The organism is Serratia sp. CY84636 (genome assembly GCF_052166245.1).
Taxonomy (GTDB): domain Bacteria; phylum Pseudomonadota; class Gammaproteobacteria; order Enterobacterales; family Enterobacteriaceae; genus Serratia; species Serratia nevei.
This window is the reverse complement of the sequence record NZ_JBJNOX010000002.1, coordinates 715,879-741,039: the sequence shown is the minus strand read 5'-3', so window position 1 is coordinate 741,039 and position 25,161 is coordinate 715,879. Positions and strand designations below refer to the sequence as shown.

The following is a 25,161-nucleotide window of genomic DNA, read 5'->3' as shown; positions in this document are numbered from 1 at the left end:
GACTGTTATCTTTCTCAATCACAATTCGTTAAACAAACAGCTTTCGGCACCTCGGTCAGGCGGCGCCGTTACTTCTGTATTGGCTCACAATGAAAAGCAAAATGGACTCAAAAACACTTCATTTTCTGGTCGCCATCAAACACTACGACCGACCGTCAGTCAATTACTTTGGGGTTAATTATTTGTATATCTTATGTTTCATGCGGGCCATTTTGTCGTAAATTTGTTTTTAAACATAAGGTTATAAACAATGTTTTTTTCATAGTTGCTTATAACATTTCAGAAATAAGCTGATCTAATGAATAGTCTTGTCCTCCCCACAGCGAGGGCGCATCGACGCGGCGGGCCTTCAACAGAGCCTGCAACGCCACGGTTTCCGCCGAACTGAGCGCTAAATCCTGGCGCAGTTGCCAGCTGCCATCCGCCGCTTGCAGTACGTCTTCAGGTACACCCACCTCCGCTAACAGCGCCAATAAATCATCCAGAGTCTTCATAATGTTATCCAATCGTTAAATGGTATTGATAATTATTCATATTGACCGTCAGTCGGTCAATGGGTATTTTAACGCTTGCCTGAGATGGCCAGGCTCCCGCCCCACAGCGAGACTCTTACTTGAAGAGGGATTATTTTTGAATAAATTCAACGAATTTCATTTGCGGCACGCTTATCTTTGCCCGTTTTTTTTGGGCATGGTGCCTTGCCTGACTCTGGCGGCAGGCGAAGAGTCGATATGGGTGGTAGCTGACGGTTCGTCCTCGGGCAACGTTCCACAGGGCTACGCGGCCCAACAAGCGGAGGTGGCAACCAAAACCCGTTCGCCGCTTGTCGACGTGCCGCAATTCGTCTCGGTGGTTAATCGACAGCAAATGGACGTGCAATCAGCCGATACGGTCAGTCAGGCGCTGCGCTACAGCGCCGGCGTTGCCGTAGAACGCTTCGGTGCATTTTCCAGCGGCGTGGACTTCGCCAGAATGCGCGGCTTTGAGGCGGACTACTATCTGGATGGTTTACGCGTCATCGGCAATACCGGCATTTGGGGGCCACAGATTGAAACCTGGGGGTTGCAAAGCGTCGAAGTCTTGCATGGCCCCTCCTCCTCGTTATACGGCCAGGGCGGTGCCGGAGGCGTAATCAATATGATTTCCCGGCGGCCTTCCGCTACCGAGTCGAATCAGCTTAAATTGGATGTCGGCAACGACCGTACGCGTTCCCTCAGTCTCGATGCCACCGGCGCACTGACCGATGACGAACAGTGGTTGTATCGTTTCGATGGCCTGGCAGCCACGCGCGGCTCGCAGATAGAAGATACCCGGCAGAAGCGTCTCTATCTGGCCCCCGCCATCACCTGGCAGCCCAACGAACGCACGCGCTGGACCGTGCTGACTCACTATTTGCGTGAACCCGAGTCGGGCTATTACAACACCTTGCCCGCCCAGGTTCTGGGGCTGTTGCCCAACGCGCGCGGCAAGATAGATACCGATAAAAATTACAGCGATCCGGCGCACGAGAACTCAAGCCGCACGCAATATGATGTGACCTCACTGTTTGAAGTGCAGTTGAACGATCGCTGGCGATTAAAGCAAAACCTACGCTATTCCCATGTAGACTCTGCGGTGCGACGCGATTTTACCCGCGCCATCACGCCGGACAACCGCCTTTTGACGGCGGTCTACCAAGATTCCCCGAGTCAGGCGGACAGCATCGTGATGGATAACCAGGCCGAGGTGAAATTCGCTACCGGCGCCATCGCCCACCAAGGGTTGGTCGGCATCGACTACCAGACCGGTAAACTGGATAAAGACTGGTGGGGATCGCAAACCGTGACGTTCGATCCTTGGTCCGGTCAATACCGCCCTTCATTCGATCCTGTTACGGTTTCACGCACGTCGACAACGCAACGTTTTCACCGCACCGGTTTATACGGGCAGGACGAAGCCAGCTGGCGCGGATGGCATTTGCTGTTGGGCGGCCGTCATGACTGGTCGCGTATGCGTACCAGTGACAATCTGGTCCATACCCAAACGCAAACCAATGACGCCGCCTGGAGCTATCGTGCCGGATTGAGCCACCCGTTCGACAGCGGCCTGGCGCCGTGGGCCAGCGTCTCTACCGCCTTCGATCCGCTGACCGGCACCGACGCTCAGGGCTCACCGTTCAAACCCACCCATTCCACTCAGTATGAGATGGGATTGAAACTGCAGCCGCCCGGCAGCGCAATGATGACCAGCCTGGCGGTCTACCAACTAACGCAGCGCGATGTGAACACCATCGATCCCCTCAATCCCAGCTATTACACCCAGACTGGTGAAGTACGTTCTCGCGGCGTGGAGCTGGAATCGCGTGCGGCGCTGACCGATAGCCTTAACCTGATGCTGTCCTATGCCTGGGTCAACAACGTCGTGACTCAAGCCAACGATAACACCCTGGGGCGACATCCGGTTGGTGTTCCGGCGCAAACCGGCTCAATGTGGCTGGACTATCGCTTTACTAAAGGGCTGCTGATCGGCGGCGGCGCTCGCTACCTGGGGGCCAGCTGGGGAGATGGCGCCAACACCTTTAAAGTGCCTGCCGTTTGGCTCGGCGATATGACCGTTCGCTATACGCCGGGTGCCTGGGATCCGCGTCTGTATAACCTCGAATTGGGGTTGACCATCAACAACCTGACCAACAAATCTTATGTCGCCAGTTGCACCAGTGCGCCTTACTGCAGCATCGGCATCGAACGCAGCGTCACCGGTTCGATAAGTTGGTATTTCTGATGCGCAGACGGCGTTTTCTGCAGGTCGCCACTTTGCTGACGCTTTCCTCGCCGTTGCGATCTCTGCGCGCGCAGGCCGATACGCAGACCGTGACCGATATCGTCGGGCGAACGGTGACCTTACGTTATCCCCTGCGGCGTATTTTCCTGGCGGAAGGCAATCTGTTTTATACCGTTGCGGCGCTTAATCCCCGCGCGCCGATGGAAAGACTTGTGGGCTGGAGAGACAATTTTCGCACCGCCGACCTGGATAGCTATCGGCTGTATCTGCGTCATTTTCCAGAGTTGGCGCAGTTGCCGACCTTCGCCGGGGTGCAGCAGATGCAATTCGATCTGGAAAGGTTGATCGCCTTGCGGCCCGAAGTCATGTTGCTCAATGCGAATACTCGCTCGGCGCTGGAAGCGAGCGGTTTGATGGCTAAGCTCACGGCGGCCAATATCCCCGTGGTATTTGTCGATATGAGCATCGGCCTGATGAACAACAGCGCCAGAAGCATCGCCATCATGGGACAGCTGTTTGATAATCCGCAAAGCGCAGACAGCTTGATTCGCTTCCGTCAGCGACATCTCGATACGATCCTCGATACGCTGGCAAAACGGTCTCCGCCGCGCCCACGCGTAATGATGGAGCGCGCCGCCGGGTTGTACGACGATTGTTGTCTGTCTTGGGGAAATGGCAACTACGGTGAAATGGTGAATATCGCAGGCGGATTCAACTTGGCCCAGAGGCATATCCACGGCGTTTACGGTTCACTGAGCCAGGAAACGGTGATCGCTTCCCGGCCCGATAAAATCGTCGTGACCGGCAGCAACTGGAGTCATTATTCACCTGGCGGTGACTGGGTCAACCTTGGCCCCGGCGCAGATTTGGCGCTGGCAAAAACGCGCCTGGAAAAATTGATGCGACGCCCGGCTTATCGCACCCTGGCCGCGGCAAAGAGCGGAAAAGCGTATGCCATCTGGCACCCGTTTTACGATCATCCCTTTAATTTCGTCGCTATCGAGCGGCTGGCCACCTGGTTTCATCCGTCGCTGTTCGCCGGCGTCGATCCCGAAGCGACATTTGCGGAGCTTTTCGCGCGTTTTCTTCCCATTCCGTATCAGCCCGGTTACTGGGTATCGCTCGATGCGGAGCCGTGAACGATCAGCGGCACCCCAGCAAACGCATGAACTCCTGCGCCAGCGCCGCCCCCAGTCCTTGACGATCGGCGTTGGGATTGACCATGACGTCATCCACGGCGCCGTGCATGCCGTGATACATCAGGATCGCGGTCAAGTGCGGATTATCCAGACTCCAGGCGCCCGCCGCGGCGCCATCGTTTAAAATCGTCAGAATCTGTTCCAGCACGGCATCACGATCCTGATTGCCCCGGGTATGATAATGATGATCGTGATACAGCGCATCGTGCAATTCCATCCCTTCAAAATAGGTCGCCACGCCGGCATCACACCAGGCTCTTAGGCGCGCCAACCAGTCATCTTGCTCACACTCATCGATAGCCAGCTGAATTTTCTCGATAAAGTGATTAGTGAACCGTATACGTAAAGCGGACAACATTTCGTTTTTGGACGGAAAATAGTGGTAGAACGTCCCTTTAGCGACGTTGGCGTCACGGACAATATCGCTGATGGTGGTCGCTTCAAATCCTTTTTCGATAAACAGCTTCTGTGCCGCATCCATCAATTCATCCAGGCGCACTTCTGCCGGTTTGGTTCGAGGCTGTGTTTCTTTCATCTTTTCTTTTGTCTTCATATCAACGTCCAGTGTGGATCCAGCGGCCATCGTAACCAATGTTGTTGCCATTGACCAGCCGACCTAGCGCAGTGAAATCAATATTCACACTCCATTGACCGACGGTCAGTCATAATATAAGGTGAGAATAGTTTTCACTATCACCCTCTCTCAATAAGGAGCCCCTTTATGTCCGGTATGCGCAGGATTTCGCTCGTTGCCGCCATCTGTCTGGGTACATTTATGGCGTCGCTCGATATCAGCATCGTCAATGTGGCACTGCCCACGATGCTGGAATCACTGCAAACCGACATGTCGGGCTTGCAGTGGGTCGTTGACGCTTATGCCCTATGTCTCTCCGCGTTAATCCTTTCGTCCGGCCCGCTGGGCGACAGGTTTGGCCGTAAACGCATTTGGCTCTTCGGCGTCGCCCTGTTTACCGTTGGTTCGATCGTTTGCGCATTCGCGACCAGCCTCGGCATGCTGCTGACCGGTCGCGTGATCCAGGGTATCGCCGGTGCAGCCGTCATCCCGGGTGCGCTATCCCTGCTGACCCACGCGTTTCCGGAAGAACAGCTGCGGACCCGCGCGATCGGCATTTGGTCCTCGGTTAATGCGCTTTCGTTGGTGATCGGCCCGGTTTTGGGCGGCCTGCTGGTACACACCACTGGTTGGCCTGGCATTTTCTGGATCAACATTCCGGTCGGGATCGTCGCGCTGGTATTGGGCGGTTGGGGATTGAGAGAGAGCTCGCATCCGGAACACGCTGCGCTCGATCCGCTAGGGCAAGGGCTGAGCATCTTGTGGCTCGGCGCGCTGACCTATGGGCTGATTGCCGCCGGTGAGTTCGGCTGGCACAGCGTGCAGTCGCGCCTTCCGCTGTACGCCGCCCTGGTGCTGTTTGCGCTGTTTCTCTGGGTGGAAACCCGGGTCAAACGCCCCTTGCTGCAACTGAGTCTATTTCGTCACGCCGACTTTACCGGCTACAACTTCGCCTCTTTCGTGCTTGGATTCTCCGCTTACAGCAGCGTCTTCTTCGTCTCGTTATTTCTGCAACAGGCTCAGGGTTGGAGCCCCGCGGACACCGGTTGGCGCATGGCACCGGAGTTTCTCGCCATGGCGCTGGCCGCTTCGGGTTTTGGCCGCCTGTCCGCCAAACTGAGTGTGAACTCGCTGATGATCGCCGGCTATGGTCTGATGGGCATTGCCCTGCTGTTGCTGACGCAGCTGCACGCCGACTCGTCTTACCCCCTGGTGGCGCTGTATTTGGCGCTACTCGGCTTCGGCATGGGGTTGTCGATGCCGGCGACCAGCGCGCTGGTGATGCGCACCGTCGCGCCGCAACGATCTGGGATGGCATCGGCAACGATGAACGCGCTGCGACAAACCGGCATGACGCTGGGCATCGCGCTGCTGGGCACATTGATGAGCATGCAAGCGGTCACGACTTTAACAGCGGCGTTGCACACTCAGGGGGTGGAACAGGCTGCCGAAATCGCCCGGGTAGCGGTGATAGAGCAACAGCAGACGGCCGTGGACGCGATGGGCGCGAATCGCCTGCAAGATCTGACGCACAGCGCCTTCGCCGACGGTTTCGGGATCGCTATGTTTTGGGCCGGATTGCTCAGCATCGCGATGACCGTATGGCTGCTGATCATGCTGCATCCGCGTTTCCGTCTGCATTCACAGGCTGAAAACGCCCTGCTGAGCAAGTCCGCTGAACGACTGAACGAGGAATAAACATGACAAAATTATCGGTCGACCCGATCGAGGAATTGATCGCTTTCGCCTCACAGATAGATGCGTGCATGGTTCCCCCCGCTGTCCTGGCATTCCAATGCAAACGACTGATGGATAATCTTGGCTGTCTCGCCGCAGGTTATGACCAAAGCGGCGTCGACGCGGCGCTCTCGCTGGCCAGACGCTGGAGCGGCAACGCCGAGGCCAGCATTATCGGCAGTGAAGAACGCCTCGCCGCGCCGCAGGCGGCGTTCGTCAACGCCGTGCGAGCCCGCGCGCTCGACTATTGCGACGTTCTCTCCCCCGGCTGGCATCCCAGCTCTTCGGATATTCCAGTCGCGCTGGCTGCGGCGGAACTGTCGGGCGCTTCCGGATTGGATATGTTGGCGGCATTGGCCGTCGGCCAGGACTTCGCACAACGCATCAACCTTGCTGCGCAGGCGAACGGCTTTTTCTACCGCGGATTCGACTCAAATATCCTTGGCCTGTTTTCAGGCGCAGCGATCGCCGCCCGCTTGCTGCGCCTGGATCAACAAGCTTTCGCCGACGCCATAGGTCTGGCGTTCGATTTCGGCATCGGCACCTTCCAACACTATCAGGACAAGACGCTGGCGGTGCGCATCAGCCAGGGATTGGTGGCGCGCCATGCGCTGGAAGCCGTTTTGATGGCTCAGGCGGGGATAAGCGGCCCCAAACGCGTCCTGAGCGGCGAGAACGGTTTTTTCAATCTCTATGCGCCGGGCGAACCCGATCTGGGGATGCTGACCCACCAATTGGGCATTGCCTTTCTGGGGGAAGAAGCGACCTGCTTCAAGCTATACCCACATTGCAGCATTCTGCTGGCGTTGACAGAAACGCTCTTGAACGACGGGCCACACCGGCAATTGCCCGATCCCGAACGAGCGAAGATCACGCTGCATGCATCACCGACCATGCGCATGGTGTGCGGTGCGCCATACGAGCCGCAGAAAACGGCCGAAATCGATGCGCAATTCAGCGCGCGTTACATCATCGCTAACGCGCTGCTGCGCGGCCAAGCCAGCGCTCTCGAATTCAGTGCGGCCTTCGCGACAGAACCTACGGTCGTTGCGCTAGCGCAGCGTATCGAGGTTCATGAACAACACGCCTTTGAACGGTTTGACCGCTTCGAACTTCATATCACGCCGGAACAAGGTGATACGCTGCGGCTCGAAGCCGAATTCGGCCGCGGCTGGCCGGAGAACCCGGCGGATATGCAGGATATTCGGGATAAATTTCTTCGCTGTTGTGAGCAGTCGCCGAATCATGGATTGAGGAATAACGCGCGACGGCTGATGGCCTGTATCGAGAATCTGATCGAAGCGCCCTCGTTACAAGCCTTGTTAGCCGCAACTCGGGAGGGGCGCTAGTCAGGCTTAGCCACCGCATATCGCCGGAGTTAACGTGGCGGGGTCCGTCCTGTCACTTCGGCGTGTAAATCTCTCCGAGCGTGGCGATCACTTTCGCCACGTTTGGGTTATCGAGTGGCGGCGGCATTCGCCGGCGTTACAGCATCCATTCGATAGGCAGCCAGCCGGCCACGGTGAGAACGATGCGTTTTACCCAGCCGGCGCCGGGTTCCTGCTGGTGCACCTCGGTGTGACCGTCTTCGAAGGCTTCGTTCCATACCATGTTGCCTTCGGGTGTCAGTACCGGCCGATAGGCGGCGTATTCGAGCGGGCCATCAAACAGTTGACGGGTGTCGGCCGCCAGCGTCGGGCTGTCGATCAAGAAGCCCATTTCGCAGTTCAGGTGCGCCGAGCGCGGATCGAAATTGAACGACCCGATAAATACCCGCTTATCGTCGATAGCGAAGGTTTTCGCGTGCAGCGCCGCGCCGGACAGTCCCAGCGGCTTGAGTTCCTTGCGCCCGGTCGGTTGACCGGCGCGCAGCTTCAACTCGAACAGCTCGACGCCCGCCTGCAGCAGCTCACGCCGGTATTTGGCGTAGCCCGCATGCACCACCAGCACGTCGGTGGTGTTCATCGCATTGGTCAGCACGCGAATGGACTTCCCCTGTTTGGCAAGCGATTCAAAGAAAGTCGCCCCTTCTCGCCCCGGCACGAAATAAGCGGAGACCAGATCCAATTGCCGGCTAACGCCGCCGATGATCTTGCCCAGCTGCGTCACCATCAAACGATCGCGCGAAGCCTTGCCCAGTCCTTTCGCCGGATCGTCGGCCACCAGCTCTACCTGGGTGAATTCCGGTTGCACGGCGCCATCGCGAAAGCGCACCGCGCTGGTTTCCAGCTGTACCGCCAGTTTGCGAGCCCGATCGCTGCTTTCGGTGGCGGTGGCCTGCGTCAGGAAGGCGGAAAGATGGCCTTTGCCCCGGATAATCTGCTCAACGCCGAACACCGAGGCGCTGTTCCAGTAGCGATCGAAGACCTCGGCGGTCTCCGCCACCACGTTGCCGACGCTCAGCACGTCGAGATCGAGGAAATAGTTTTCATCGCCGACCTGGAAATATTCGTCGCCAATGTTGCGGCCGCCGATGATCGCCACGGCGCCGTCGACGATGTAAGACTTGTTATGCATGCGCCGGTTCATGCGCATAAAGTCAAAGGCGTAGCCGGCCAGCTTCGGCGTACGCACGGTTGACGGGTTGAACAGACGGATCTCGACGTTTTCCTGGGCGTTCAGCGCCGCCAGCGTCTCATCCATGGCGACGCCGTTATCGTCCAGCAGCAGCCGCACGCGCACCCCACGTTGCGCCGCATCATACAGGGTTTTCAGCAGGATCTGCCCGGAGGTGTCGTTATGCCAGATATAGTACTGGGCATCGATCGACCTTTCCGCCATCCGCGCCAGCGCCAGACGGCTGGCGAACGCATCGTGGCCGCTGACCAGCGGCACCACGCCGCTCAGGCCGGGATGTGCCGCCATCTGTTCGGCGGCCCGCGCCGGTAATAGCGCGGTAGGATCCGCCGGCAATGCCGCCTGCGGCAGACGCTGCGAAATATCCGGCAAACGAAAGATGACTCTTGCCGCAATAATGGCGATCGTCACGGCGATAATCAGATACACGACAATTTTTATCACGGGAAGCGGCCTCGGAGGTTGACTGCTTTGCTTTATACGTCATTAGGTTGCTTCAATCTATAGGAGAAGCGCGCTATGCAATAAGGCTATAGCGTAAAGCGCGAAGGCGAAACACCAAACAGTTTTTTGAACGCCACCGAATAGGCGCTGTGGCTCTCATAACCGCTTTCGAAGGCGGCGTGAATGATCGAGTTGCCCGCCAGCAGCAGCGGGATGGACGACAACAGCCGTAGACGCTGTTTCCACTGACCGAAGGTGATGCCGGTTTGTTGAGTGAAATGACGCTGGAAGGTTTTCGCGCTGATCGACAGTGAATCGGCCCAGGCCTCAATGCCGCGATCGTCGGCCGGCGTGATGACCAACAGCCGGCAAATCTCGGCCATTCTCGCCTCTGCCGGCCAAGGCAAATGCAGCGCCAGCTGCGGCTGCAGGCTCAGCTCCTCAAGGAACAACGCTCTGAGCAGCGTATTGCGTTTGGTCTCCACCCCTTCGGGCGCCAGCGTCGCCAGCTGAGCGATCAGTTCTCGCAGCAGCGGTGAGACCTGCAATACGCCGTCGCGCAGCGGCAAACGCGCGGCGGTGACTTCATCAACCAAAATCCCGTAAACGCAAATGTTGCTCTGCATGACCAGCTGATGTTCTACCCCCGGCCGCAGCCAGACCGCGGTGGTGGGCGGCACGATCCAGCGCCCGCTGCTCGCCTCGACCGCCATAATGCCCTGCTGCGAATAGAGCAAATGGCAGCGTTTATGCGAGTGGTAAGGAATGACAAAGCCCGCCGGATAGTGTTTCACCAGCCCCGTCACCTCGAACGAGGAGTTTTCGTGGCTGCTGAGGTCGATGCGTTTCGTTTCGGCGTTGTCGACTTCGAATCCCATGGTCGTTTGTCCCTTTTGATAACGCGAATGTCTTTTATTTGATAGAGGCGCCGCATGATCCTCCATATAGTGACGTTCTCGCAAGCCACACCAGGGGCCTTATGCGAAGAAACTCACTATTTACACCAAAATTTCATCGTTCTGCATAAAACCAAGGCGATGACGTTGCGCATGCGCTGCGCGATGGCGGCTCGTTGCGGGGGCGACGTGGCCGAAAGTGATGGAAAGGGAAAGCGCGGTGGCTTAAATCAGGAGGTATACGCATCAATCAGCAGGTAGCTCAGCCTGGGGGGCGGCTTAATGCTGCAGGGATAGGGAGAGCGCCTAGGCTCTCCTCTATCCATTCGTATTATCACCTCAACGGGCCAACTCGGCGCCGTCCAGTTCGGAAATCGCCAGACAAATCACTTCAGTAATGGCCTGTACCGTATAGGCGGTATTGGCAGGGATGATTAACATCTCATGGGGTTGCAACGTCTGATCGTCAACCTTCAGTTCACCGCTCAGCACCATCAGTTTCACCCACCCCGGATGAAAACGCGCCGGTTGTCGGCTGCCCGCATCCAACTTCAGCAACGCCGTATGGCCAGGCGTCTCCCGTTTCAAAATATGAAAACGCACCCCATCGTAAGGCATGTTTTCGTAATGCAGTGACGCCAGTGTTCTCTTATGCATGGTAAGTGTCCTCGTGACCTGTGAGTAGCTGCTCCGCCTTCGGTCGCCATAAAAACGATTGGCGGCTGTCCCTACCGAAAGCACAGGCTCGCAGCCTCTTGGCGAACGGATTTAACTGTCGTACTTGCAGCGGCCCGACCGACCGCCGTTTCATGCCCAACCTGCCTCAGGCATGCTACTAAATATATAAGAGCCTCGCCGACGGCGCAAAAAACCGCTGCCAGGTTGAGCGTATATTCATTTCCCGTCGTCAAATCGCTCGGGGCGATAAGCGCGCGGAATGGCAGGATTGACGCCATACAGCAGCTCGTCGCTGACCAGCCGGCCAAGCGTTGGCGCGCACATCACTGCCGGGTGCATCACCGCCACATAGAGCCGGGTAGCGCCCAGTGGCCCGATGATGGGATAACCGTCGCGCGGCCGGGGCCGCATCCCCACCGAACACGCCTGCAGTTGCAAGGGTGCCGTATCCGGCAGGCGGTTTTTAATCGCCGATTGCGCGTCGTTTTCCACCCGTTTAACGTCCCCCTCCGGCGGGTAATCCTCCGCCGCCAGCAGATCGCCGTTTTGCGTATGGCGCACTTCAACGTCATCGCCCGCAATCAGCGTGTTCACTGCCAGCGCCGCCGCACGATAGCGTAACAGAATCGCCGGCGACGCCTCGATCGGCAGCGAGAACCCGCTGCCATCCAGCAGCGCGGAGATTCCCGTGCCGCAGGCGAGCACCACCCGATCAGCGGCAATCGCACCTTCCTCGGTAACGATGCCGATTATCTGCCCCTCTTCACGCAAAAATCCGGTGACGGTTCGCCCCAGGAGCAACTCCCCGCCCCACGCGCTAACGCACTCGAGCAACCGCTGTGTCACTTCTTGCGGATCGACGGCGCCGTCACGCGCCGCAAAATAGGCTTGGCTATCGGGCTGCCTGAGCCCCGGTTCCAGCGCGTTCACCTCGGCGGAGGGCAAAAGCCGATTGTCGGGGTTTTGCGTCGCCGGCGCCTGGCCATAGCTGAGCGCGCCGGACCAATTCACCCAGAGATCCGGGATCTCCTGCGCCAGGCGCATCCAGTCAGCGACGATCTCGCGCCGCAGAAACGCGTCGGGAGCGCCCTCAGGCACGCCTTCGCTGATCCAGCCAAACGAGCTGCCTGTGGCCCCCGCCGCGGGATGCGCCTGCTCAACGACGACAACGTGCTGCCCCTGGCGCGCGAGATGATAGGCGACCGATGCCCCGACAATCCCGGCGCCCACGATAACCATGCGTGATGATGTTCCATTCATTTAATGATGTCCGTACCTCATTTCAAGTGCTGCCGCCAAAGCAGGCAGGCCGCCAGACAGGCTACTCCACCGCCGCAGGCCAATACGGCATAAGATGTGCCCCAGCTCTGGGTGGTATCCATCACGACGCCAAAGGATAAAGGGGCGAACGAACCGATGCCGAACCCCAGCAGCGATCGCCAGCCCATCACGCCGCCGAGCTGTTGCGGCGGCACGTTGTCCGCCATCGCGGCCGACAGCACGCCGGAGTCGCCGAGGATGAAGAAACTGCCGATGCTGACGGCCAGCAGCGTCCAGCCCGGCCCCCAGTTCGCCGACCACCCCATCAGCAGCGATCCCAACGCGCCGGCGGCGCCCATAAACATCAGCACCGATGCACGGTTAAAATAGTCGGAAACGGTGCCGACAATCAGCGTGGCAACCATGCCGGCCAGGTGGATCACCGCCGCGACGATCAATCCGGCGCTGAGCGGATCCAGAGAGAAACCGCTCAACGCCTCGCTGACCAGGCTGGGCGCCCAGGCCCAGTTACCGAGCAGTTCCCAGCTGTGGGCGATATACCCGACCAGCAACAGCAGCGTCGCATAGGTGATAGCATAACTTTCACGTTTCGTCTGCCTCCCCAGCGTACGCGGCTGCGGTTCCCGATAACCGACCAGGGCCAACGAACCGGCCAGCGCCCCCAGCAACGCACCGGCGGCACACAGGGAGAACGCCACGCCGGCCCCCCAGCGCATGGCACTCCAACCGGCGATGAAAACCGACAGAAAATACCCCAACGAACTGGCCGCCAGCATCATGCCGATGGCGTAACCGCGCCGCGCCGGGCCGTTCATCCCCATCGCCAGCAGCAGCGCCGGCGTATAGGCGCCGCCCTGCGTCAGGCCGACGAAGGCCATCAACACCAGCGCGCCGGCATAAGAATGGGCAAACACGGCGAACAGCATCAGCGCAGCGGCGCCCAGCCAGGAAAACAGCAGGTAAACCCGGCGCGCGCCCAGCGAATCACACCACCAGGAAGCCACCAGCAGCGCCAGCGCGTTAGTCAGGCTAAACACCGTTTGCACCGTACCGGCGGAGGCGGCGTCGAGCTGCCACTCGCTTCTGATGGTCGGCAGTGCACCGGCGAACATCATGGTGCCCAGGCAGAGGCCGGTCCGGCTCACGCAAAGCAGAAAGAAAGCTCGCATCTCAGCGCCGTCTCTCTGCCCATCGAGGGCTGAGGATAATTCGACTAATACGAACGACAGACGAGGAAAATCGCTGCATGGCACGCTCGGCAAACCGGGAAAGATGCGTGATAATAGTGAGAAAAATCAACGGCTGACAAACGATCTTTCCTCGCTCATTTGGTTGAGCTAGACTCAACCAATGAAAAAAATTCACTCCCTGCCGCACCTGTCCGCTTTCGAAGCCGCCGCCCGCCTTGGCAGCTTCAGCGCCGCTGCGGATGAGCTGTTTCTCACCACCGGCGCGGTCAGCCGCCACATTCGCAGCCTGGAAGAACAGCTGGGGATCACACTGTTTTATCGCGGACACAAGTCCGTGCGGCTGACGCAGGCCGGCGAGAATTTTTCCCGCACCGCGTCCCGGGTGATAAGCGAACTGTATGCTGCGGAAAGCGCACTGAAAGCGAGCGCCGGCCGGCAGCGGCTGGTGGTGCACAGCCTACCGACGTTCACCATGCACTGGCTGATGCCGAAGCTAGCGGCGTTCAATGAGATTCATCCGGAGGTCGCGATTGATATCACCACCAGCACAGGGGCCGTCGATCGCAATACGCCGTTTGATCTGGCGATCCGGCGCGATCCCGCGCACTTCTCCGGGCTGAAAGCGATCCCTTTTCTGCAGGAAGAGAGCCTGTTGGTCTGCAGCCAGAGCTACTTGCGCGCCATGCCGGTCAGTGCGCCCGGCACGCTGGCCGGGCATACCGCCATCCGCATCCGCGCCCGTGAGGATTTATGGCACAGCTGGCTGAATACCTACCCGACGGCGTTGGACGCCTCGCCGCCGCCGCTCACGCTCGACCATACCTTCGCCGCCATTCAGGCGGCCGAGGACGGTCTGGGGCTGGCCGTCGTGCCTTACCTGTTCTGCGCCAAGCATCTGTCGTCCGGCCGACTGGTGTCGCCTTTCCCGGCGTTGACTATCCGAACCGGCGTTTATTCCCTGCTGCTGCGCGATCGGGACGATGAGGTCGTGAGAAAATTTGCCGCCTGGCTGCAGGCGTTTCAGGCATAAGCGCCGGATCGGGAACGCGTCAGCCCTCCCGGACATGCGCGAGCGTTTCGTGCGTCCACTCGGTAAACCAGGCAAAAACGTGGTCGACATGAGCGATGCAACGTCGCCTGATGCCATCCGTCAATGGGATCGCCGCCAGTTCCGCATGATCCTGCAACTGGGCATGCCCGCTCTCCAGCGCCAGATGAAACTCACCGCAGTAGCGCAGTTCGACGCCGGTCGCCTGATGAATGCGCGTGGCCAGCGGCGCCGTCAGCCCAAACAGCACGTTGCCGGTAGCTTCGATGGCCTCGATCACCACGATCCGTTCCAGGCCGCCGAGGCCGCTTACCCGCGCGCACAGCCGATAGGTCAATAACCGATTCGCCTGAGTGCTGTCGCTCCACAGCGTTTCCAGATGCGCCACCGTGTCGACGCAGCGGTTGTAACCGAGTTTATCCAAATCCTCGAGATACCACGGCCAATGATGGTCATCTTCATGGGTATGCGCATTGACTTTCCGTTGGTAAATATCGGCCGCCGGTGTTTCATTACGCAGCATCAGCTTATTCACATCGGCGAAAGCCATAATAAAAAACGCGATATGGGGCAGAAACGCCAGCCGCTCCTGTGGCGTGCGATTTTCATCGCGCAGGAACTCAAACAGCGGAAGCTGGGCGTAACGTGCTTTATTGACCAAAATATGCTGCAGGACGGTTTTCATAAAAACCCCCTTGATATTGAAGTGATTTGATAGATTGCGTATCAGGCTGAACGGCTTGCGAGCCAAAAAGAAACGTTGGAGAAGTCTCCTACAGTATAGCTGCTTTCGTTTTATGCACACTGAAGGATAAATAAGGCATTTAATATGAGTTAAATAATCATGTCGTTGATTATTTAACTCAGCTTCAAACTCCTTAACGCTTATTTCGAGGCAAAAAAAACATCGCGCTAACGGTATTCTCAGCCGTGAAGCGCCAGGCCTTTTATCGCCTTATCCACCGCTTTTTTCGGTCCGCGCAGCGCCAGACCGACCAAATCCAGATTGTCCGCGTCTTCAGCGAGAAAAACCTGCCGATTGGCTTCATCGTGCCCGGTCGAGAACATGGCGTGCACATAGGGGATCAACGTCAATTCCCGCTCCAACCCTTTGCGATGCACATTTTGCAGGCCCGGCAAATCTGCGGCGAAAATCAGCATCGGCTGCCCGGAAATACCGCCGTAGCGTCTGCCCTGCGCATCCACGTAACACTCGCCGATGATTTCCGGGGCGGCGGCGGCGATGCCCGTCGCCAGAAAGGCCACCACGTTCAGCCGCTGCCAGGTCTGCAGATCGTCGCGTACGATAAACGCTATCTTGGTATCAAACATCTTTCGCTCTACTCCGTAGTGCTGTTAAAAGCACATCATCGGAAATGGCAAATCAGCGGTATAGAACGTTTGTGCACTGGCGTTGATAGGCCGCCGGTGATAAACGGTAGGCACGCTGGAACCAGCGACCCAAATGGCTCTGATCGGCAAAGCCCACCTGCATGGCGACCTGCGCCGGTTCTTGCCCCTGCGCCAACAACAAGCGTGCGGCCCGCAGCCTCAACCGAACCAAATACGCATGCGGCGACTGGCCAAAAGCCCGAGTGAATTGGCGAGTCAGGCGGAAACGGTCCAGACCACACTGAAGCGCCAGGTCATCCAGACTGGGGTTATCCGCCATATGTGCATGCAGATAGTCCCGTAAGCGGTTCATCTTAACCAAAGCGTCGTCGTGTTGGGAATCCGGCCTGGCACGGATGTGCCGTGACAATAGCGTCAGCAGATGGTCCAGGCTTTGATCGCGCGCCAGTCGCCCCTCTCTATGATGCAACGAGAAAAAGGCCTGCTGTATCGCGGCCGCCAGCATAGGATCGTCGGTCAACGTGCTGTGGAAGGCACCTTCCAGCACGGAGGCGTCCCCCATTCCACGGCGGTGCATAGCGGCGGATACCCAATGCTGGGGCAAATAGAGCATCGCATAGGTAAATCCCTCGGCCTGCGGCGCATGGCCATCATGCACCGCACCCGGTTCGATCAGCATGGCGCGTCCCGGCCGGCTGGTATGCAATGAGCGGTGGCAGTTGAAACGCTGTAAACCCTGCTGCGTGACACCCACCAGCATTTCATCATGATCGTGAGGATCGTAGGCATGCCCCTGAAAGTGGGCATTGACGCTCTCAATACCGGTTTCCTCATCGCGTCGCAGTTCAAGCCAATCTTTATGTTGATGATTTGACGCCATGCAATAAATCCGGAGTTCTGCTCACAGGAAAAGAAAAACAGCTTACCCTGAGACCGCCACCGTTGCACGCTCACAGCTCGCAGATGGCATAAGTGCCCTTTCCGGCCGATTTCGCCTGATACATCGCGCCGTCGGCGCGGGTCAGCAGCATTTCCTCCGTCACATCGCCGCGTGGGGAAATGGCCGCGCCGATGCTGGCGGAAAGCCGTACCTTCTGCGGCCCGATCTGCGTAATTTTGGCCAGATGCGCCAACACGTTTTCGCAAAACTCGCTGACTTCGCGCCGCGGATCCGTCAACGGCCACAGGATCACCGTGAACTCGTCACCGGCCAGACGCGAGACGCTGTGGCGCTCGCCGGCGCAGGCGCTGAGCAATGTGGCGAACGTCTTCAGGATCGCGTCGCCGAAGTCATGGCCATAGCTGTCGTTAAGGGTTTTGAACCCGTCGAGATCGATAAACAGCAGCGCCATCTGCCGCTGATGGCAACAGGCCTGCAGCGTGCCCGACAACCGGCGTAGAAACGCGCGGCGATTGGTCAATCCGGTCAACATGTCGTGGGTTGCGTCATATTCCAGCCGCTGCTGCAGCCGCTTCAGTTCGGTGATGTCCATGGCGAGAATGTAAAAGCCCTGCGCTTCGCACGGCACCAGCGTGGTGTGGATCATCAGAAGCCCTTGCCGGGTCTGCAGCTCATTCTCAAAACTCACCATTTCGCCCGCGAGGGCCCGCTCGATCATCGGTTTTGCTATTCGATAAACGCTTTCCCCCATGAAATCGCGCACCGTCATCCCCCTGAGGCTGGACTCCTCCAGACCGAACCAGGTTTTGTAGGCGCTGTTGGCGAACAGGTAGCGTTCATTGCCGTCGATCTGGCTGATTAAGGCCGGCATATTGTCGGTAATGGCGCGCAGACGCTCCTTCTCCGCACTGAGCTGATATTCGGCGAGCACCCGGGTCTCAATCTCTTCGTTGAGCTTTTTAACCACCACGTTCAGCTCCCGCGTGCGAATTTCGACGCGTTGTTCCAGCTCGTGTTGCAGAGCGAACAGATCGGCCTCGGCCGCTTTACGCTCGCTGATATCGACGATAACCGAGATGAAATGGTCCGGCTTGCCGTTCGGCAAACGATTGAGCGCCACCGTCAGCTGCACCCAAACGATCGAGCCGTCGGCGCGGAAATAGCGTTTTTCCATCGAATAGGTACTGATTTCATTTTTCAGCAGCTGCTGCAGCTTTTCCAGATCGGTGTTGAGATCGAGCGGATAGGTGATGTCCTGGAAGGTACGATCCATCAGCTCGCGCTCGGAGTACTGAAGCATTTCGCAGATGCGCGGATTCACCCGCAGCCAATATCCTTGCAGCGAGACCAGCGCCATCCCTACCGCCGCCTGGGAGAAGGTTTGTTCGAACAGCGCCTCCGTGCGCTGCAGGTCGGATTTCAGGTTTTCGGTATAGACGAGGCGTTCAATGCTCTGCAGATATTCCTCCACCACGGCGGCGAAATCGTGCAGATCGGCCAGTTGAGCAGGAGAAAACGGCTGCGGGTGGCTGTCGATAATGCACAGCGTGCCTAGCGGCAAGCCATCGAGCGACAGCAGCGGCTGCCCGACGTAAAAACCGATCCTCGGCCCGCCGATCACCAGCGGATTATCGAAAAAGCGCGGATCCTTGGCGGTATCGGGCACCACCAGCGCTTCGCGTTGCAAGATGGCATGGCCGCAAAACGAGATATTGCGCGGCGTTTCTCGGGCATCCAGACCGTAGCGCGATAAAAACCATTGGCGATCCCGGTCGATCAGCGACACCAGCGCAATGGTCACGCCGAAGTATTTCGCCGCCAACCGCGTGATGCGATCCAGTTTTTCCACCGAGTTCGAATCCAGCACGTTCAGTGAGTTCAATACCGACAGGCGTTCGGCTTCGTTTTCGGGGAAGCAGGGTTCGAGCATGTTGTCTCCCATTGTGTCACCCACGGACCCGGCATAGCCGGCGTGAGTCCGTTCAGCCTATCCGTCGGTTAGCGGCAAATAATATCCTTGTCCATCATAGACTCACTCACAGTATCAATCCGATTATGTATTCTCGCCAACTTTGCCGGGCGTTGCGTTTCCCCCCACGCTGCGCTACAGTCGTTCACAAGGTGATGGTGTTCCACCTTTCCCAACCGCCGCGTTCACTCGAACCGGATGATGACGCCTGATATACAACTTCGCTTTATTTTTTAGGCAGGTATGTCAGGAGTCGCTATGAATGAAATCTCAGGTTTTACCTCTTTTCCACTCCAGCCCGATGCCGTCGCGCGGGAAATGCCCCTGTGCGTTTTTGGCCATAAAAATCCCGACAGCGACAGCATCTGCAGTGCGCTGGTGGTCGCGGACTGGCTCAATCACCTCGGCAAACCGGCCGTGGCTTTCCGCCTTGGCGAGCTGACGCCGGAAACCCGCTACATACTGGCTGCCGCCGGCATACAGGCGCCTGCGCTGCTGACAGACGATCTCCGTGACCGCAAAGTCTGGCTGGTCGACTTTACCGATATCGAACAAGGCCCGGCCTCATTGCCCGACAGCGACGTGGTCGGCGTTATCGACCATCACCGGCTGGGCACGTTAGTCACCCGCAACCCGCCCGATGTCTGGGTGCGCGCCGTCGGCTGTTGCGCCACCGTGATCCTGCAAATCCTGACGGCAGAAAAGCCAATGCCACTTAACGCCGCGCAGGCCACGCTGCTGCTGGGCGCCATCTTGAGCGACACCGTCGCGCTCAGTGCGCCGACCACCACGGAACAGGATCGGCTGGCGGTCACCCGGTTGCGCGCAATCTCTCACGTCGACTATGACGCCTTCATCGCCGGGCTGCTGGCCGCCAAAACCGATCTCTCCGGGCAATCCGCCCCGCAGTTGCTGCAGCGCGACGCCAAGAATTACCGCATCCATACCGTTTCGCTGCTGCTGTCGCAGATAGAAGTGCGGGCCATGAGCGACATCGATCCGCTGTTGCCCGCGCTGCAACAGGCGCTCGAGCAGGCGAAACAGGAGGCCGGGTTGGAGATGACCGCGCTGTTGGTTACCGATATCACCTACCGCCGTTCCACCCTGTATTTCTCGTCGAACCGGGTGCTCGCCATTCGGCAAGTGTCGCTGCCCGGTATGACGAGCCGAAAAAAAGAGGTTTTACCGTGGTTAACCCTACAGATTGCTCACGCAGGGAGATAAGACATGCCGATCTACCAACACGCTTTACTGCTGGTACAGGATGAACGCGACGGCCGGCTGCTGTTGCGCCATGCCGAACGCCTCAATCAGCAGATGAATACGCGCATTACCGTGGCGCACATCAGCGCCGACTATGCCGAGCTGGACTACCTCAGCGATGCGCAAACCAAAGATCGCCAGTCCAGCGAGGTGATCGCCGCCAAAGCCATGCTCAGCCGCCTGGTGGACGACTGCTCAATCCCCCTGGAGGTGCGCGCAATGGTCAGCATCCATCGCTTCAAAGACGTCGAAGCTCTGATTGCCCGTGAAGGCGTCGATCTTTTGTTGCTCGGCCATCAGAACCGTCCGTTTGGCGTCTATGCCTCCTTCGGCTTCGAATTCATCAACCATTTATCCATCGATGTGCTGATAAAGCACGTTCCCACTCCCTAGAACGAGGTGACTACCCATGAGCTATGAGATTGAAAGCGTAACCGCCAGAGAGATCCTGGATTCGCGCGGCAACCCGACCGTCGAAGTCGAAATGAGCGCGGCGGGCGTCGTGGCCCGGGCTTCGGTGCCTTCGGGAGCCAGCACCGGGTCGCGCGAGGCGGTGGAGCACCGCGACGGCGATCCGCACCGTTTCGGCGGCAAAGGCGTACTGGAGGCGGTGCACAGCGTCAAAACGGCGATCAACGAGGCGCTGCGCGGAGTGGATGTGCGCCAACAAGAGGAGATAGACCGCCGGCTGATCGCGCTGGACGGCAGCGAGAACAAGAGCCGATTGGGGGCCAACGCCCTGCTCGGCGTTTCTCTGGCCGCCGCCCGCCTCGCGGCGCAATTGTCGCAGCTGCCGCTGTATCGTTATCTGGGCGGCATCGGCGCCAACCTGCTGCCGGTGCCCTGCATGAATATCATCAACGGCGGCGTGCACGCCCGGTGGCAAGGGGCGGACTTTCAGGAGTTTATGATAGCTCCCCTGGGCGCGCCGTCGCTGCGCGAGGCCGTGCGCTGGGGCAGTGAAGTTTATCAGACGCTGCGCCAAATCCTGTTGGAAAAAGGCCTGTCGGTCGGCGTCGGTGACGAAGGCGGTTTCGCGCCGGCGGTCGCCTCAAACCGCCAGCCGCTCGAGCTGATTGTGCAGGCGATAGAGAAAGCCGGCTACCGGCCGGGAGAAGATATCGCGATCTGCATGGATCCGGCCTCGAGCGAATTCTATGCCGACGGCAAGTACCGCCTGCGCAGCGAGAATCTCGAGTTGGACGCAGCCCAGATGACGGCCTATTACCAACGGCTGGTGCAGGACTTCCCCATCGTGCTGATTGAAGACGGCTTGGCCGAGGACGACTGGGCCGGCTGGCGTATTCTGAGCGACGCCCTGGGCGACCAGGTGGAGCTGGTCGGCGACGATCTGTTCGTCACCAACGTGAAATACATCCAGCGCGGGATTGATGAACGGTTGGCCAATGCGGCGCTGATCAAGCTGAACCAGATCGGCACGCTGAGCGAAACCTTCGCCGCCGTACAGCTCTGCCAGGCGAACGGCTGGGGCACCTTTATCTCGCACCGCAGCGGTGAAACCGTCGACAGCTTTATCGCCGACATGACGGTCGCGATGCGAGCCGGCCATCTGAAAACCGGTGCGCCGAGCCGCGGCGAGCGGATCGAAAAATACAATCAGCTGATGCGCATCGAAGACCAGTTGGGCGCCGCGGCGGTGTATGCCGGGCGTTCCGCCTTTAAACGCCGCTAAGCTTTGCCGGCCGGGCCGGCGATGCGTCGGCCTGTTTTTCGCCCTTGGCTTGGCACAGCCCGGCGACACCGGACTCCAATAAGGTCAGCCGGGTCGTCAACAAGGTTTCTCGTTGTTCATTCAGCGTGGCCATCATCAGCTCGATCTCCGCCAGCCGTTCATCGACGCCGCGTATCAACCCATCCTCATAAGCGCTGCCCTGCAGCGCCAGCACGCGTTGGATCGCCTGCAGCGAAAACCCCAGATTTTGGCCGATTTGGATCAGGTGCAATCGCTCCAGCGCACTATCGCTGTAGACCCGATAGCCGTTGACGCCGCGCACCGGTTTCGGCAGCAACCCCAGCTGCTCGTAGTAGCGTATCGCCGAGGCGGCCACGCCGGCGCGCTGCGCCAATTCTCCGATCTTCATGCCCTATTGACCTTAAAGTTAACTTTAAACCTAGTATAGCGCCATTCCCCTTACGACAGGAGCGCAAAACCGATGTTTACCCCACTGACGCTGCCCAACGGCAGCCGCCTGACCAACCGTCTGGCCAAGGCGGCGATGGAAGAAAATCTGGCCGCCCCGGGCCAACTGCCCGGCCCGGCGCTGTGGCGCTTATACCGCTATTGGGCCGAAGGCGGCGCCGGCTTGATCATCACCGGCAACGTGATGATCGACGGCCGCGCCATGACCGGCCCCGGCGGCGTGGTGCTGGAACAAGACACGCCGCTCGCCGCGTTCGAAACCTGGGCCAAGGCCGCGCGCCAGGGCGGCGCGCAGGTGTGGATGCAGCTTAACCACCCGGGCCGGCAGGTGATGGCGAACATGGGCGGCAACGCATGGGCGCCCTCCGCCATCCCGCTGGCGATGGGCAAGCACAGCAAGCTGTTTGCCCAGCCGCAGGCGATGGATGAAGCGCAGATCGCCGAGGTTATCGCGCGCTTCGCCGCCAGCGCGCACGCTGCCGAACGGGCCGGTTTTACCGGCGTGGAGATCCACGCGGCGCACGGCTATCTGATTTCCCAGTTTATCTCGCCGCTGACCAACCAGCGCAACGATCGCTGGGGCGGCGAGTTGGCGAACCGCGCCCGCCTGCTGCTGGAGGTGGTGCGTGCGGTGCGCGAGCGCGTCTCGCCGGGCTTTTGCGTGGCGGTCAAACTCAACTCCGCCGATTTTCAGCGCGGCGGTTTTTCTTCGGACGATGCGCGCCAGGTGGTGCTGATGCTGAACGATCTGCCGGTCGATCTGATCGAACTGTCGGGCGGCAGCTACGAAAGCCCGGCGATGCAAGGCGAAACGGCGGACGGCCGCACCCTGGCGCGAGAAGCCTATTTTCTGTCCTTCGCCCGCGATCTTGCCGCGGTGGCCCGCATGCCGGTGATGACCACCGGCGGCATCGCCCGTCCTTCAGTGGCGCAGCAGGTGCTGGACAGCGGCGTCGCGATTGCCGGCATCGCCACTGCCATGGCGGAAGTGCCCGATCTGCCGCGACGCTGGCAAACCGGGGCGGCCCCCCATGCGCTGCCTGCCCCGGTCACCTGGCGCAGCAAAGCGATGGCGTCGCTCGCCCGCATGGCGTTGGTCAAGCGCCGGATGCGAGCGCTGAGTGACAATCGGCCACGCAGCGTGCGCTACTCCCCGCTGTTCACGCTGCTCGTCGATCAGTGGCGTACCCGCCGCATCCTGCAGCGCTACCACGCCTGGTTACGGCAACGTTAACGGCAACAGCGCCGGCGCACCGGCCGGCGCTGCGTAAAAATCGCGCTTTTTTGATCGCGCTACGTGAAATCTGAGAGAAATCACCGATCTGGATGCTGCGCTTTTAACGGTTGGCCATTTATATTCATCACAAATTTTGTGTATATAAACGCTATAGGACTTAAGGTGGTGAATAGATAAAAATAAGCCGTTAATTCCTATTTATGTTATTAAACGGAAATTCACCTTATTAATAAGCGTATTAAAGCCGCCTGCAGGTTGGCGACGGAAAGGATTTTTGTGCCATGTTAACGATATGTTGTTTTTTACCGGCAAAACCAACGGTCAATAAATCAACAACATATTGATGAGCCTAAGAAAAAACTAAACAATTCAAAACAAAATCGGCTATTGAGTCCCAGGCGAAAAAGCCATATATTGGTCGCGCTTTTCACAAGGCAGTTACTTTTCTAATTCATTAATTCAATCGGAGCGTGTTGAGACCTTCGGTTGTAGGAGAGATATGATGACGGATAAAGTCCGTATTGATACTTTAGTTGCAAACTCATTAAACGGAAACAATGAAACCTATTTGGCGCGCCAAGCCGAATTTGAGTCGAATGTTAGGAGTTATCCGCGCAAATTGCCGTTGGCAATTGCGAAAGCCCAGGGCGTTTGGATCACTGATGTTGAGAATAATCAATATCTTGATTGCCTGGCCGGGGCGGGAACGTTGGCTCTTGGACATAATCACCCCGACGTCCTGCAAAGCATCCAAAATGTCATTACCAGCGGCTTGCCGTTACATACTCTCGATCTCACGACCCCGTTAAAAGATCGTTTCTCCGATTACCTGCTCTCTCTGTTGCCGGGCGAAGGCAAAGCCTATTGCCTGCAGTTCTGCGGCCCGTCCGGTGCCGATGCGGTGGAAGCCGCGCTGAAGCTGGCGAAAAAGCACACCGGCCGTTCCGGCGTGATCAGCTTCTCCGGCGGTTATCACGGCATGACCCACGGCGCGCTGTCGGTCACCGGCAACCTGTCGCCGAAGGCGGCGATCAACGGCATGATGCCAGAAGTGCAGTTCATGCCTTATCCGCATGAATACCGCTGCCCGCTGGGCATCGGCGGCGAAGCCGGCGTCAAGGCGCTGACCTACTACTTCGACAACCTGATCAACGACGTGGAAAGCGGCGTGCGTAAACCGGCGGCGGTGATCCTGGAAGCCGTTCAGGGCGAAGGCGGCGTTAACCCGGCACCGGCCGAGTGGCTGCAGCGCATCCGCAAAGTGACGCAGGAGCATGGCATTCTGCTGATCATCGACGAAGTTCAGGCCGGTTTCGCCCGTACGGGCAAGCTGTTCGCCTTCGAACACGCAGGCATCGAGCCGGACATCATCGTGATGTCGAAAGCGGTCGGCGGCGGCTTGCCGCTCGCGGTACTGGGCATCAAGAAAGAGTTTGACGCCTGGGAACCGGGTCACCACACCGGCACCTTCCGCGGCAACCAGCTGGCGATGGCCACCGGCCTGACCACCCTGCAATACCTGAAAGAGCACAAGGTCGCCGACAAAGTGGCCGCTCAGGGCGAATGGCTGAAAGGCAAACTGGCCGAGCTGCAGAAACGTTATCCGGTGATCGGTCACGTCCGCGGTCTGGGCCTGATGATCGGCATCGAGATCGTCAAGCCGAACGAAGCGCAGGATCACATGGGCTGCTACCCGGCCGATGGCGAACTGTCTGCGCTGCTGCAGAAGAAATGCTTCGAATCCGGCCTGATCCTGGAGCGCGGCGGGCGCAACGGCTGCGTACTGCGCCTGTTGCCTTCGCTGCTGATCACCAACGATGAGCTGGGTATTTTCCTGGATAAATTTGAGCAGGCGCTGTTGGCCGCCGGCGTCAAGCCAGTCTGATTGGAGCG

Annotated in this window: 22 protein-coding genes and 1 riboswitch; of the genes, 10 read left to right on the top strand and 12 right to left on the bottom strand. The window is 58.8% G+C overall.

Annotated elements, in window-relative coordinates:
• Nucleotides 1-269: 269 nt before the first annotated feature.
• On the bottom strand, nucleotides 270-494 hold the full coding sequence (locus tag ACJ8QI_RS08105) for a hypothetical protein (RefSeq protein WP_060433068.1): 225 nt from the start codon (nucleotides 492-494) through the stop codon (nucleotides 270-272).
• A 136-nt stretch (nucleotides 495-630) separates the two neighbouring features.
• On the opposite strand from ACJ8QI_RS08105, the gene ACJ8QI_RS08100 reads away from it, so the two are divergent.
• Complete coding sequence (locus ACJ8QI_RS08100) at nucleotides 631-2,760, top strand: TonB-dependent siderophore receptor (RefSeq protein WP_288399992.1); 2,130 nt, start codon at nucleotides 631-633, stop codon at nucleotides 2,758-2,760.
• A complete protein-coding gene (locus ACJ8QI_RS08095; RefSeq protein WP_442532325.1) occupies nucleotides 2,760-3,899 on the top strand; it encodes an ABC transporter substrate-binding protein in 1,140 nt (379 codons plus the stop codon). The genes ACJ8QI_RS08100 and ACJ8QI_RS08095 overlap by 1 nt, the downstream gene beginning before the upstream one ends.
• 4 nt (nucleotides 3,900-3,903) lie before the next feature.
• Here the strand turns inward: ACJ8QI_RS08095 and ACJ8QI_RS08090 are convergent, their stop codons facing one another.
• Entirely contained in the window at nucleotides 3,904-4,512 is a 609-nt protein-coding gene (locus tag ACJ8QI_RS08090; RefSeq protein ID WP_197769612.1) for a TetR/AcrR family transcriptional regulator, read from the bottom strand.
• 168 nt (nucleotides 4,513-4,680) lie between these two features.
• Between ACJ8QI_RS08090 and ACJ8QI_RS08085 the strand changes: the two genes are divergently transcribed.
• Nucleotides 4,681-6,231 carry an MFS transporter gene (locus ACJ8QI_RS08085; protein ID WP_442532324.1) on the top strand — a complete coding sequence of 517 codons (1,551 nt, stop codon included), beginning with the start codon at nucleotides 4,681-4,683 and terminating at the stop codon, nucleotides 6,229-6,231.
• Nucleotides 6,232-6,233: 2 nt separating this feature from the next.
• On the top strand, nucleotides 6,234-7,619 hold the full coding sequence (locus ACJ8QI_RS08080) for an MmgE/PrpD family protein (protein ID WP_060433064.1): 1,386 nt from the start codon (nucleotides 6,234-6,236) through the stop codon (nucleotides 7,617-7,619).
• A 136-nt stretch (nucleotides 7,620-7,755) separates the two neighbouring features.
• Here the strand turns inward: ACJ8QI_RS08080 and ACJ8QI_RS08075 are convergent, their stop codons facing one another.
• The 5 genes from ACJ8QI_RS08075 to ACJ8QI_RS08055 all read right to left on the bottom strand — a co-directional run bounded on the left by ACJ8QI_RS08075 (nucleotide 7,756) and on the right by ACJ8QI_RS08055 (nucleotide 13,315).
• The gene (locus ACJ8QI_RS08075; protein WP_141968853.1) at nucleotides 7,756-9,291 is read right to left on the bottom strand and encodes a phospholipase D family protein; all 1,536 of its coding nucleotides are present in this window, start codon (nucleotides 9,289-9,291) and stop codon (nucleotides 7,756-7,758) included.
• Between the two features lie 86 nt (nucleotides 9,292-9,377).
• Nucleotides 9,378-10,169, bottom strand: coding sequence for an AraC family transcriptional regulator (locus tag ACJ8QI_RS08070; protein WP_442532323.1), 792 nt, complete (start codon nucleotides 10,167-10,169; stop codon nucleotides 9,378-9,380).
• A gap of 357 nt (nucleotides 10,170-10,526) precedes the next feature.
• On the bottom strand, nucleotides 10,527-10,844 hold the full coding sequence (locus ACJ8QI_RS08065) for a cupin domain-containing protein (RefSeq protein ID WP_038871643.1): 318 nt from the start codon (nucleotides 10,842-10,844) through the stop codon (nucleotides 10,527-10,529).
• A 237-nt stretch (nucleotides 10,845-11,081) separates the two neighbouring features.
• Nucleotides 11,082-12,125 (bottom strand): NAD(P)/FAD-dependent oxidoreductase, encoded by a 1,044-nt coding sequence (locus ACJ8QI_RS08060; RefSeq protein ID WP_442532322.1) that lies wholly within the window; start codon nucleotides 12,123-12,125, stop codon nucleotides 11,082-11,084.
• A gap of 17 nt (nucleotides 12,126-12,142) precedes the next feature.
• Complete coding sequence (locus ACJ8QI_RS08055) at nucleotides 12,143-13,315, bottom strand: MFS transporter (protein WP_442532321.1); 1,173 nt, start codon at nucleotides 13,313-13,315, stop codon at nucleotides 12,143-12,145.
• 181 nt (nucleotides 13,316-13,496) lie between these two features.
• Between ACJ8QI_RS08055 and ACJ8QI_RS08050 the strand changes: the two genes are divergently transcribed.
• Entirely contained in the window at nucleotides 13,497-14,366 is an 870-nt protein-coding gene (locus ACJ8QI_RS08050) for a LysR substrate-binding domain-containing protein (RefSeq protein ID WP_060418903.1), read from the top strand.
• Nucleotides 14,367-14,385: 19 nt separating this feature from the next.
• Here the strand turns inward: ACJ8QI_RS08050 and ACJ8QI_RS08045 are convergent, their stop codons facing one another.
• The 4 genes from ACJ8QI_RS08045 to ACJ8QI_RS08030 form a co-directional block, all read right to left on the bottom strand.
• Nucleotides 14,386-15,069 carry a hypothetical protein gene (locus tag ACJ8QI_RS08045; RefSeq protein ID WP_087762876.1) on the bottom strand — a complete coding sequence of 228 codons (684 nt, stop codon included), beginning with the start codon at nucleotides 15,067-15,069 and terminating at the stop codon, nucleotides 14,386-14,388.
• 239 nt (nucleotides 15,070-15,308) lie between these two features.
• Nucleotides 15,309-15,716, bottom strand: coding sequence for a DUF2000 domain-containing protein (locus tag ACJ8QI_RS08040; protein ID WP_019455349.1), 408 nt, complete (start codon nucleotides 15,714-15,716; stop codon nucleotides 15,309-15,311).
• A 52-nt stretch (nucleotides 15,717-15,768) separates the two neighbouring features.
• Complete coding sequence (locus tag ACJ8QI_RS08035) at nucleotides 15,769-16,617, bottom strand: AraC family transcriptional regulator (protein WP_336843506.1); 849 nt, start codon at nucleotides 16,615-16,617, stop codon at nucleotides 15,769-15,771.
• A 70-nt stretch (nucleotides 16,618-16,687) separates the two neighbouring features.
• The gene (locus tag ACJ8QI_RS08030; protein ID WP_180548608.1) at nucleotides 16,688-18,568 is read right to left on the bottom strand and encodes a diguanylate cyclase domain-containing protein; all 1,881 of its coding nucleotides are present in this window, start codon (nucleotides 18,566-18,568) and stop codon (nucleotides 16,688-16,690) included.
• 181 nt (nucleotides 18,569-18,749) lie between these two features.
• Nucleotides 18,750-18,825: riboswitch (Fluoride riboswitch) on the top strand.
• Between the two features lie 40 nt (nucleotides 18,826-18,865).
• On the opposite strand from ACJ8QI_RS08030, the gene ACJ8QI_RS08025 reads away from it, so the two are divergent.
• The 3 genes from ACJ8QI_RS08025 to eno are packed head-to-tail and all read left to right on the top strand — an operon-like array spanning nucleotide 18,866 to nucleotide 21,563.
• Complete coding sequence (locus ACJ8QI_RS08025) at nucleotides 18,866-19,831, top strand: DHHA2 domain-containing protein (protein ID WP_442532320.1); 966 nt, start codon at nucleotides 18,866-18,868, stop codon at nucleotides 19,829-19,831.
• A 3-nt stretch (nucleotides 19,832-19,834) separates the two neighbouring features.
• Entirely contained in the window at nucleotides 19,835-20,263 is a 429-nt protein-coding gene (locus ACJ8QI_RS08020; protein WP_047730706.1) for a universal stress protein, read from the top strand.
• 16 nt (nucleotides 20,264-20,279) lie between these two features.
• The gene (eno, locus tag ACJ8QI_RS08015; protein ID WP_084827805.1) at nucleotides 20,280-21,563 is read left to right on the top strand and encodes a phosphopyruvate hydratase; all 1,284 of its coding nucleotides are present in this window, start codon (nucleotides 20,280-20,282) and stop codon (nucleotides 21,561-21,563) included.
• Here the strand turns inward: eno and ACJ8QI_RS08010 are convergent.
• A complete protein-coding gene (locus ACJ8QI_RS08010; protein ID WP_060418915.1) occupies nucleotides 21,550-21,972 on the bottom strand; it encodes a MerR family transcriptional regulator in 423 nt (140 codons plus the stop codon). The genes eno and ACJ8QI_RS08010 overlap by 14 nt on opposite strands.
• Before the next feature lie 72 nt (nucleotides 21,973-22,044).
• Here ACJ8QI_RS08010 and ACJ8QI_RS08005 point away from each other — a divergent pair, with 72 nt between their 5' ends.
• Together ACJ8QI_RS08005 and ACJ8QI_RS08000 are read left to right on the top strand one after the other, a co-directional pair.
• Nucleotides 22,045-23,265, top strand: coding sequence for an NADH:flavin oxidoreductase/NADH oxidase family protein (locus tag ACJ8QI_RS08005; RefSeq protein WP_442532319.1), 1,221 nt, complete (start codon nucleotides 22,045-22,047; stop codon nucleotides 23,263-23,265).
• A gap of 505 nt (nucleotides 23,266-23,770) precedes the next feature.
• Nucleotides 23,771-25,153: a diaminobutyrate--2-oxoglutarate transaminase gene (locus ACJ8QI_RS08000; RefSeq protein ID WP_071845411.1), complete on the top strand. Its 1,383-nt coding sequence runs from the start codon at nucleotides 23,771-23,773 to the stop codon at nucleotides 25,151-25,153.
• Nucleotides 25,154-25,161 lie beyond the last annotated feature (8 nt).